General features: G+C 72.0%; 8 protein-coding genes, 1 tRNA gene and 1 pseudogene. 8 read left to right on the plus strand and 2 right to left on the minus strand.

Annotation, left to right across the window (positions count from 1 at the left end; all coding sequences use genetic code 11):
• The first annotated feature begins 24 nt into the window (after window positions 1–24).
• Together CYJ76_RS02795 and CYJ76_RS02800 are read left to right on the plus strand one after the other, a co-directional pair.
• Window positions 25–1,482 carry an alanine/glycine:cation symporter family protein gene (locus CYJ76_RS02795; RefSeq protein ID WP_101849190.1) on the plus strand — a complete coding sequence of 486 codons (1,458 nt, stop codon included), beginning with the start codon at window positions 25–27 and terminating at the stop codon, window positions 1,480–1,482.
• Window positions 1,483–1,507: 25 nt separating this feature from the next.
• The gene (locus CYJ76_RS02800) at window positions 1,508–2,455 is read left to right on the plus strand and encodes an ABC transporter permease (RefSeq protein WP_070705577.1); all 948 of its coding nucleotides are present in this window, start codon (window positions 1,508–1,510) and stop codon (window positions 2,453–2,455) included.
• On the opposite strand, the gene CYJ76_RS02805 is transcribed toward CYJ76_RS02800, so the two are convergent.
• On the minus strand, window positions 2,450–3,376 hold the full coding sequence (locus CYJ76_RS02805) for an AraC family transcriptional regulator (RefSeq protein WP_101849191.1): 927 nt from the start codon (window positions 3,374–3,376) through the stop codon (window positions 2,450–2,452). The two genes, CYJ76_RS02800 and CYJ76_RS02805, sit on opposite strands and share 6 nt — an antisense overlap.
• 100 nt (window positions 3,377–3,476) lie before the next feature.
• Between CYJ76_RS02805 and CYJ76_RS02810 the strand changes: the two genes are divergently transcribed.
• The 4 genes from CYJ76_RS02810 to CYJ76_RS02825 all read left to right on the plus strand — a co-directional run bounded on the left by CYJ76_RS02810 (window position 3,477) and on the right by CYJ76_RS02825 (window position 7,357).
• Window positions 3,477–4,181: an NAD(P)-dependent oxidoreductase gene (locus tag CYJ76_RS02810; protein ID WP_168168492.1), complete on the plus strand. Its 705-nt coding sequence runs from the start codon at window positions 3,477–3,479 to the stop codon at window positions 4,179–4,181.
• A gap of 22 nt (window positions 4,182–4,203) precedes the next feature.
• A complete protein-coding gene (locus CYJ76_RS02815) occupies window positions 4,204–4,653 on the plus strand; it encodes an anthrone oxygenase family protein (RefSeq protein WP_180802185.1) in 450 nt (149 codons plus the stop codon).
• Window positions 4,654–4,781: 128 nt separating this feature from the next.
• On the plus strand, window positions 4,782–5,660 hold the full coding sequence (locus tag CYJ76_RS02820) for an ABC transporter permease (RefSeq protein ID WP_101849193.1): 879 nt from the start codon (window positions 4,782–4,784) through the stop codon (window positions 5,658–5,660).
• A gap of 5 nt (window positions 5,661–5,665) precedes the next feature.
• A complete protein-coding gene (locus tag CYJ76_RS02825) occupies window positions 5,666–7,357 on the plus strand; it encodes a dipeptide ABC transporter ATP-binding protein (RefSeq protein ID WP_238138128.1) in 1,692 nt (563 codons plus the stop codon).
• A 76-nt stretch (window positions 7,358–7,433) separates the two neighbouring features.
• On the opposite strand, the gene CYJ76_RS02830 is transcribed toward CYJ76_RS02825, so the two are convergent.
• A tRNA-Gly gene (locus tag CYJ76_RS02830) sits at window positions 7,434–7,507 on the minus strand.
• Between the two features lie 111 nt (window positions 7,508–7,618).
• Between CYJ76_RS02830 and dcd the strand changes: the two genes are divergently transcribed.
• Both dcd and CYJ76_RS02840 read left to right on the plus strand, forming a co-directional pair.
• On the plus strand, window positions 7,619–8,203 hold the full coding sequence (gene dcd, locus CYJ76_RS02835) for a dCTP deaminase (protein ID WP_101849195.1): 585 nt from the start codon (window positions 7,619–7,621) through the stop codon (window positions 8,201–8,203).
• A 77-nt stretch (window positions 8,204–8,280) separates the two neighbouring features.
• A pseudogene (locus tag CYJ76_RS02840) lies at window positions 8,281–8,928 on the plus strand (ABC transporter ATP-binding protein); the annotation flags it as partial.
• Between the last annotated feature and the right edge of the window lie 124 nt (window positions 8,929–9,052).

The raw sequence follows: 9,052 nt of genomic DNA on the forward strand, positions 1-9,052 counted from the left end.
CGCGGCCCACGTACGCTGCCCCCCATGGATGCTCTCGCCACCAAGATCTCCGACATCAACGGGTACTACTGGTACCTGGTGATCGTGCTCCTGGTCATCGCCGGTGTCTGGTTCACCCTCCGCACCGGCGTCGTGCAGCTGCGCCTGCTGCCGGAGATGGTGCGCAACATCCTGGAGAAGCCCGGCTCGGACTCCGATGACGGCATCTCCGCCTTCCGCGCCTTCACCGTCTCCGCGGCCTCCCGCGTGGGCACCGGCAACGTGGCCGGGGTGGCCGTCGCCATCGCCGTCGGTGGCCCCGGGGCGGTGTTCTGGATGTGGGTGCTGGCCATCATCGGCGGCGCGACGGCCTTCGTCGAGTCCACCATGGCCCAGCTGTACAAGGTCAAGGGCGGGGACGGGTACGTCGGTGGGCCGGCGTACTACATCCGCGACGGGCTGGGCTGGAAGCCGGTGGCCGTGCTCTTTGCCGTGATCATCACGTTCACCTACGGCTTCGTCTTCAACGCCGTGCAGTCCAACTCGATCAGCTACTCGCTGCAGGACACGCTCTCCGGGGTGGAGAACATCGCGCTGATCACCGGCCTGGTGCTGGCGGGGCTGACCGGCGTGGTCATCTTCGGTGGCGTGAAGCGGGTCTCGGCGGTGACCGAGGTCATCGTCCCGGTGATGGCCACGCTGTACATCCTGGTGGCCCTGGTGGTCGTGGCGCTGAACATCACCGAGGTCCCGGCCATGTTCGCCCACATCGTGGGGCACGCGCTGGGCTTCAAGGAGGTCGCGGGGGCCGGCATCGGCGCGGCGCTGATGCAGGGCATGCGCCGCGGCCTGTTCTCCAACGAGGCCGGTATGGGTTCGGTGCCCAACGCGGCGGCGACGGCCTCGGTGAGCCACCCGGCCAAGCAGGGTCTGGTGCAGGCCCTGGGCGTCTACTTCGACACCATCATCGTCTGCTCGGCCACGGCTTTCGTGATCCTGCTGTCCAACCCCCAGTTCGGCGTCGACGACCCGCAGGGAATCGGCCTCACCCAGAGCGCCCTGCAGGAGCAGGTGGGCAGCTGGGCCGGGCCGTTCCTGTCGGTGGTCATCTTTTTCCTGGCGTGGTCCTCCATCCTGGGCAACAGCTACTACGGGGAGGCCAACATCCGGTTCCTGGCCGGCAAGCGCAACGCCCAGCTGGCCATCATCGTCTTCCGCGTGCTGGTGGTGCTGTGCGTGGTCGGCGGCGCGCTCGGCTCGGTGGCGCTGGTGTGGAACCTGGCCGACCTGGTGATGGGCTTCATGGCCACCATCAACCTCATCGCCATCCTGCCGCTGGGCGGTCTGGCCATCGCGATGCTCAAGAACTACGACGATCAGCGCAAGCGGGGCGAGGAGCCCGTGTTCCGCCGCTCCGAGCTGCCGCAGGCCCGGAACGTCTCGCTGTGGGGTGACGGCATGGGCATGCCCGAGGTCCGCGCCGCCGCGGGGGAGAAGCGGTGAGCGGCATGGATCTCGGGCGGGTCTGATGCTGCTGCGCCTGGCCTCCCGCTTCGCCGTCCTGCTGGTCAGCCTGGCGGTGGCGAGCCTCATCGTGTTCGCGGTGATGGCGGTGCTGCCCGGTGACCCGGCGCGGGTGGCCCTGGGGCTGAACGCCTCTGAGGAGTCCGTGGCGCAGATGCGGGAGGAGTTCGGGCTCGACCGCTCTTGGCCGGTGCGTTACACCGAGTGGGTGACCGGCCTGCTGACCCTGGACCTGGGGCAGTCCTACGTCTCCCGGGCGGAGATCGCCCCGCAGCTGGTGGACCGTTTCGCCGTCACCCTGTGGCTGGTGGGCACGGCGATGGCGCTCGCGGTGCTGGTCGCCGTGCCGCTGGGAGCCGTGATGGCCCTGCGGCACCGGTCCGGCGTGGGTGTGGTGCTCTCCGCGGCCAGCCAGGTGGGCATGGCGGTGCCGGCCTTCCTGGCGGGCATCCTGCTCATTGCCCTGTTCGCGGTGCGGTTGGGGTGGCTGCCCTCCGGCGGGTGGACTCCCCCCATCGAGGGGGTGGGGGAGTTCCTGCGCAACCTGGTGCTGCCCGCGGTCTCGCTGGCGCTGGTGCAGGCGGCGATCCTGGCCCGCTACGTGCGCAACGCCGTGTTGGAGGTGATGGACACCGACTTCATCCGCACCGCGCGGGCCAAGGGGCTCACCCGGGGTCGGGCGCTGGCGCGCCACGGGTGGCGGAACGCCGCGGTGCCGGTGGTGACCGTGCTGGGCTTGTCGCTGACCTCGATGCTGGTGGGGGCCGTGGTCATCGAGCGCGTCTTCGTGATCCCCGGGGTGGGCTCGATGCTGGTGGACGCCGTCGCGCAGCGCGACCTGATCCTGGTGCAGGACGTGGTCATGGTGCTGGTGGCCATGGTGCTGGTGGTCAACTTCCTGGTGGACGTGCTGTACGTGGTGATCGACCCCCGCATCGGAGGCCGTTCATGACCACTGCGGCGTCCCGGGGTGTGCTCTGACCCGCCCCGGGGGGATGCCGGTCTCCCGCCGGAACGCCCGGCGGAACGACACCTCCGACCCGTAGCCGGTGGCCCGGGCGACGGCCGCGACGCCGGAACCCTCCCGCAGGAGCCGGTGCGCCTCGGCCATGCGTACCCGGGTAACCCACGCCATCGGCGCCTCCCCGGTGAGCGCGGTGAACCGAGCACTGAAGGCGCTGCGCGACAGGCCCGCCACCCGGCTCATCCCCGTGACGCCCCACGGGTGGGCCAGGTTCGCCAGCACCGCGCCCAGCACCGGTCCGATGGCGTCGTCCCGGCTGGCGGCCCACCACCCCGCCTCGGTCGGCGCCTCCCTCACGGCTCGCCGAACCTCACGCAGTGCCAGCCCCTCCACCAGGTGTGCGCTGACCTGAGCCCACCCCTCGGCCTGTTCCTGCGCCTCCCGCAGCACCAAGGCGGCCACGGCCCGCAGAGCGGCGACGTCCTCCCCCTCGGCCGCGGCCCGCAGCAGGGGCGGCAGGCGCGCGGGCAACCGGGGGGAGGCCGGGTGCTCCAGGGCGATAGCGCCGCACACCAGGTGCAGGGCCGGGTCGCGCCCACCGAGGTCCAGCTGCTCGATACCGCCGCCCAGGTCGACCCGGCCGCTCTCGGCCAGACCCACTGTCCACAGGGGCGTTCCGTGGGCCGCGATGCGGTGTCCGGTGCCGTGCGGGGCGAGGACGATCTCCCCCTCCCCGAGGGTCACCGTGGTGTCGTCGCAGATCACCACGCACGTGCCCTGCAGGACCAGGTGATACATCACTGACCCTGGCAGCGCCGGGAGGTCGACGGCGGTCGACCCGTCGAGCCTCGTGTCGCAGTGGAAGATCCCACGCGAGCGCAGCAGGGCACCCAAGGGGCTCGGGTCCATCGGTCCTCCGGACGATCGATCATGGATGGAGGACTTCCGGGCATGGATCGTCCCTCGATTCCTCGCCACGATGACACCACACGATCAGAGAGGACCCGTCATGACTCACCCAGAAGCCCCCATCACCGCCCCCGCCGCGGACGGTGCCCTGCCTGCAGCGGTCCCGGTCACCGTCGCCGTCGTCGGAGCCTCCGGCCGCGTCGGCCAGCGCGTGTCGCAGCGCCTCCGCGAGGCCGGCCACCGCGTGGTGCCCGTCTCACGCACGCCCGACCCCGGTGCCCCGCCTCCCCATCGGCCGGTGGACGCGCTGGATCCCGAGGCGGTCCGCGCGGCGCTGGAGGGGGTCGATGCCGTGGTCGTCGCCCTCGGCATCTCCGAGAACCCGCTGCGGGTGCGACTGCGCGGCTCCCGGGGTACGGCGGACGACGTCCGCTCCCGCGGGACGCGTCACGTCATCGAGGCGATGCGCGCCACGGGCGCCCGGCGCCTCGTCGTGCTCTCCAGCACCGGGGTGGGGGACTCCGCCGGGGTCCTGACACCTGGCATGCGGCTCGTCATCGCCGGGCTGCTGCACCCCCAGTTCGCCGACCACGCCCGTCAGGAGGAGCTGGTGCGGTCCTCCTGCCTCGACTGGACCATCGCCCGGCCGGTCAACCTGCGCCCCGCCGCGAGCGCGCCGGTGGTGGCCGACCCGCACGGTCGGGTGGTCTCCATGGATGTCGGCATCGACCAGGTGGCCGACTGCCTGGCCCGCTGGGCAACCTCCTCGGAGCACCTCGGGGCCACCGTTGCGCTCTCGAGCTGAGGCCCCCGTGCTCGATGTCGTGATGGGTCTCGCCCTGGTGCTCGCCGCTGTGCTGGCTGGGTTCTGGGCCACCTGGTCGGTCGTGGTCCTGCCGGCCCTGGACTCCCTGCCGGCGCCCGTGGCCGTGGCGGCAATGCGGAGATGCAACGAGACGGTGCTCACGCCGCTGTTCCTCGTGCCGTTCGCGACGGCGCCGTTGACGGCGGCCGCCGGCGGGGTGGGTCTGCTGCTGGAGCGGGCGTGGCTGCCTGCGCTGCTGGTCGGCTTCGCGGTGGTGCTGCAGGTGGTGGGCGTTGTGGTCGTGACGGGGTTCGTCAACGTGCCCCTCAACGGCGCGCTGGCCGAGGCCCAAGGTGCGCCGTCGGAAGCCTGGGCGGCGTTCAGTGGGCCGTGGCAGCGGGCCAATCTGGTGCGGACGGCCTCCGGGCTGGCCGCGCTGGTGGTGCTGCTGGTCGCCGCGCGTATGTCCTGACGCCTTCCTGTCCCTGTCGACACGGGACAACTGCGCGCTGCCGGACTCGTCGACGTGCTGCGGCACGATGGACTCCTGACACCTGGGAGATGCACCAGGGGTTCCACCCGCTTCCGTAGGCTGCCTCCATGCCCACCCCGTCCCTGGCTGCCGCGGCCCCCGCTCCGGTCGCCGCCCGCCCCCCGAGCCGTGCCGGCCGCGCCTATCTGGTGGTCGGCGGGGTGATCGTGGCCGTGATGGTGGCGATGGCGCTGCTCTCCTACGTGTGGACCCCCTTCGACCCCACCCGGGTGGTCGCTTCCGACCGGCTCCAGGGGCCGAGCGCCGAGCACTGGCTGGGGACCGACAAGTTCGGGCGCGACACCTTCAGCCAGGTCCTCGTCGGGGCGCGCACGACGCTCTACGTGGGCTTCGTGGCCGTGGGCGTGGCCGCGCTGCTGGGGGTGCCGCTCGGCATCCTCTCGGCGATGGGGCCGCGCTGGCTCGACGGGTTGATCATGCGCGCCGCCGACATCGGCCTGGCCTTCCCCGGTCTGCTGCTGGCCATCATGTTCGCCGCGGTCTTCGGGGCCTCGACCACCTCGGCGATGGTCGCCATCGGGCTGGCCAGCGTCCCCAGCTTCGCCCGCGTCACCCGTGCCGGGGCGCTGGGCGTCCTGCCGCGGGAGTTCATCACCGCCGCCCGCGTGGCCGGGCGGCGCCCCGCATCGATCGGCTGGCGGCACGTGCTGCCCAACGTGCTCGGCCTGGTCATCGTGCAGGCGTCGGTGAGCTTCGCGCTGGCGATCCTCGCCGAGGCCGGGCTCAGCTTCCTGGGCTTCGGCACCCCGCCGCCCACGCCCAGCTGGGGTCGGATGCTGCAGGAGAGCCAGTCGCTGCTGGCCTCGGATCCGCGCCTGGCGATCGTGCCCGGGGTGGCGATCGCGCTGGCCGTGCTGGGGTTCAACCTGCTCGGCGACGGGCTGCGTGACCGCTTCGACCCGCAGATGCAGGTGGTCGACCAGTGAGTGACATGGCCGCCGACACCCCCGCACCGCCTGACCCGCGCCCCCGCCTGGTGGCGCGCGACCTGTCCGTCGGCACCCGCCACCGCACCCTGGTCTCCGGGGTGGACCTGTCCCTCGATGCGGGCGAGCGCGTCGGTCTGATCGGTGAGTCCGGGTCGGGCAAGTCGCTCACGGCCCTGGCGATCATGGGGCTGCTGCCGGACAACCTGCACGCCACGGGCAGCATCGAGCTCACGCCCGAGGGGGGTGCCACCACGCAGGTGGTCGGCGCCAGCGACCGTGCGATGTCGCGCATCCGCGGCCTGGACCTCTCGATGGTCTTCCAGGAGCCCATGAGCGCGCTCAATCCCACGATGCGCGTCGGCGACCAGGTGGCCGAGGTGATGGAGATCCACGGCACCGCCCGCGGGGACGCCGCCTCCCGCCGAGCCGTGGAGCTGCTCGAGAGCGTGGGGATCACCGATGCCGAGGGAGTCGCCCGCGCCCACCCGCACCAGCTTTCCGGCGGGCAGCGGCAGCGGGTGGTCATCGCCATCGCGCTGGCCAACGACCCCGACGTGCTGATCTGCGACGAGCCGACCACCGCCCTGGACGTGACCGTGCAGGCCACCGTGCTGCGCCAGGTGCTCGACGGCGCCCGCGAGCACGACGCGGCGTTGTTGTTCATCACTCACGACCTCGCCGTGGTCTCGCAGGTGTGTGAGCGCGTGGTGGTGCTCAAGGACGGGCAGGTGGTGGAGCGCGGGACGGTGGCCGAGGTCCTCGGCGCCCCCCAGCACCCGTACACGCAGGCCCTGGTGGCAGCCTCGCGCCTGAAGCCCCGCGCGGGCACCGGTACCACGGCGCTCGACCTCGCCGGCTCGCCCGGCGTCGATGCGGTGGCCGAGCCCGGCGAGAGCACCCCGCCGGAGGCTCCCGCCGTCGCGGTGGAGGACGTCCGGCAGGTCTACACCCGCCCCCGCCGGAGCCTGTTCTCCGCCCGGCCGCAGGTCGTGGCGCTCGATGGGGTGAGCCTCACCGTCGAGCCCGGCGAACGCTTCGGCATCGTCGGGGAGTCGGGGTCGGGCAAGTCGACGCTGCTGCGGCTGGTCGCGGGGCTGGAGTCCCCCGCATCGGGGCGGGTCGAGGTGCTCGGGCGGCAGGTCTCGGGCGTGCCGGAGCGCCGGCTCGGGTGGCTGCGGGAGAGCGTGCAGATGGTCTTCCAGGACCCGCGCGACTCGCTGGACCCGCGGATGACCGTGCGCGACGTGGTGGCCGAGCCGCTCGTGGCGCAGGGGTGGTCCGGGGGCGACCGGGACGACCGCGTGGCCGAGCTGCTGCGCCGGGTGGGCCTGGAGCCGTCGATGATGCGGCGCCACCCGCACCAGTTCAGCGGCGGGCAGCGGCAGCGCATCAGCATCGCACGGGCCCTGGCGCCCTCGCCGCGGGTGCTGCTGGCCGACGAGCCGGTCTCCGCCCTGGACGTGAGCGTGCGCGGGCAGGTGCTGGACCTCATCGGGGAGCTGGTGGACGAGCTGGGGCTGACCCTGGTCTTCGTGAGCCACGACCTCTCGGTGGTCCGGCACGTGTGTGAGCGGGTGGCCGTGATGCGGCGCGGTGAGCTGGTGGAGGTGGCGCCCACCGAGCAGCTGTGGTCCGCGCCGGGGACGGACTACACCCGCTCCCTCATCGAGGCGATCCCGCGCATGGCGGTCTGAGTGCGGCGCGGTCCGTGCGTGCGGCGCAGGCGTCCCGGGACGCAAGAACCTCGCCCGGCGGTGCCGGACGGGGTGGTGGAGCGGGTGACGAGAATCGAACTCGCGTATTCAGCTTGGGAAGCTGATGTTCTACCATTGAACTACACCCGCGGGGGTTGCGGGAGCCCATGGTACACGGGCTCCCGGGGGTGCCCGCCACGGGCGCGCGAGGTCTCGTTCAACGGCTGTGAGCCACCGCACTCGCCCCGGTAACCTCGCCCCATGCTGCTGTCCGACCGCGACATCTCCGCCCGCATCGACGCCGGCGACGACTCGGCCGTGCGCCTCGACCCGTGGGAGCCGTCGATGCTGCAGCCCAGCAGCGTGGACGTGCGCCTCGACCGCTTCTTCCGGCTGTTCGACAACCACAAGTACCCGGTGATCGACCCCGCGCAGGAGCAGCCCGACCTGACGCGCCTCGTGGAGGTGGACGGCGAGGAGTCCTTCGTGCTGCACCCCGGCGAGTTCGTGCTGGGCAGCACCTACGAGCAGATCACCCTGCCCACCGACATCGCCGCCCGCGTGGAGGGCAAGAGCAGCCTGGGGCGGCTCGGGCTGCTCACCCACGCCACGGCCGGCTTCGTGGACCCGGGGTTCTCCGGCCACGTCACCTTGGAGCTGAGCAACGTCGCCACCTTGCCGATCGTGCTGCACCCGGGCATGAAGATCGGCCAGCTGTGCTTCTTCCAGCTCTCCTCGCCCGCCGACCACCCCTACGGCAGCGACAAGTACGGCTCGCACTACCAGGGCCAGCGCGGGCCGACCGCCTCGCGCAGCTGGAGCAACTTCCACCGCACCGCCATCTGACCCCTCCGCCGCGATGCGGTGAGGGCCCCGAGTCCGTCGGCCTGCGGTTGTCGGTGGGCCCGCGTAGGGTCGAGGCCATGATCCGCTTCGAGGGCGTGACCAAGCGGTACCCCAACGGCACCGTGGCCGTGGACGACCTGCACCTGGAGTGCCCGCGGGGGCACATCACGGCACTGGTGGGCCCCTCCGGCTGCGGCAAGACCACCAGCCTGCGCATGATCAACCGCATGGTGGAGCCCTCCGAGGGGCAGATCCTCCTCGACGGCCGGCCCAACACCGAGCTCGACGCCGACGAGCTGCGCCGCACCATCGGGTACGTCATCCAGCACGGCGGGCTCTTCCCGCACCAGACGGTGCTGCGCAACGTCATGACGGTGCCGATGCTGGTGGGCTGGGACAAGCGCAGGGCCCGCACGCGGGCGCTGGAGCTGCTGGAGCGGGTGGGGCTCGACCCGCAGCTCGCCGACCGCTACCCCGCGCAGCTCTCCGGTGGCCAGCAGCAGCGCGTGGGCGTGGCCCGGGCGCTCGCGGCGGACCCGCCGTTGATGCTCATGGACGAGCCGTTCAGCGCCGTCGACCCCATCGTGCGTGAGCACCTGCAGGACGAGTTCCTGCGCATCCAGGAGGAGTTCGGCACCACCATCGTCATGGTCACCCACGACATCGACGAGGCGATGAAGTTGGGGCACCAGGTGGCCATCCTCCGTGAGGGCGGCCACCTGGCCTAGGTGTGATGTCCAGGGACGTTGTTGCGTGACTCGCTGACAGGTGAAGGCCTCCTGTTGCGAGAGTGGAGCTGTCTAAGAACCGCTGCACGCACCTAGGAGGCCTTCGTGTCCCACGCTAACG

The organism is Kytococcus schroeteri, assembly GCF_002847825.1.
In the GTDB taxonomy this organism is placed as follows: domain Bacteria; phylum Actinomycetota; class Actinomycetes; order Actinomycetales; family Dermatophilaceae; genus Kytococcus; species Kytococcus schroeteri.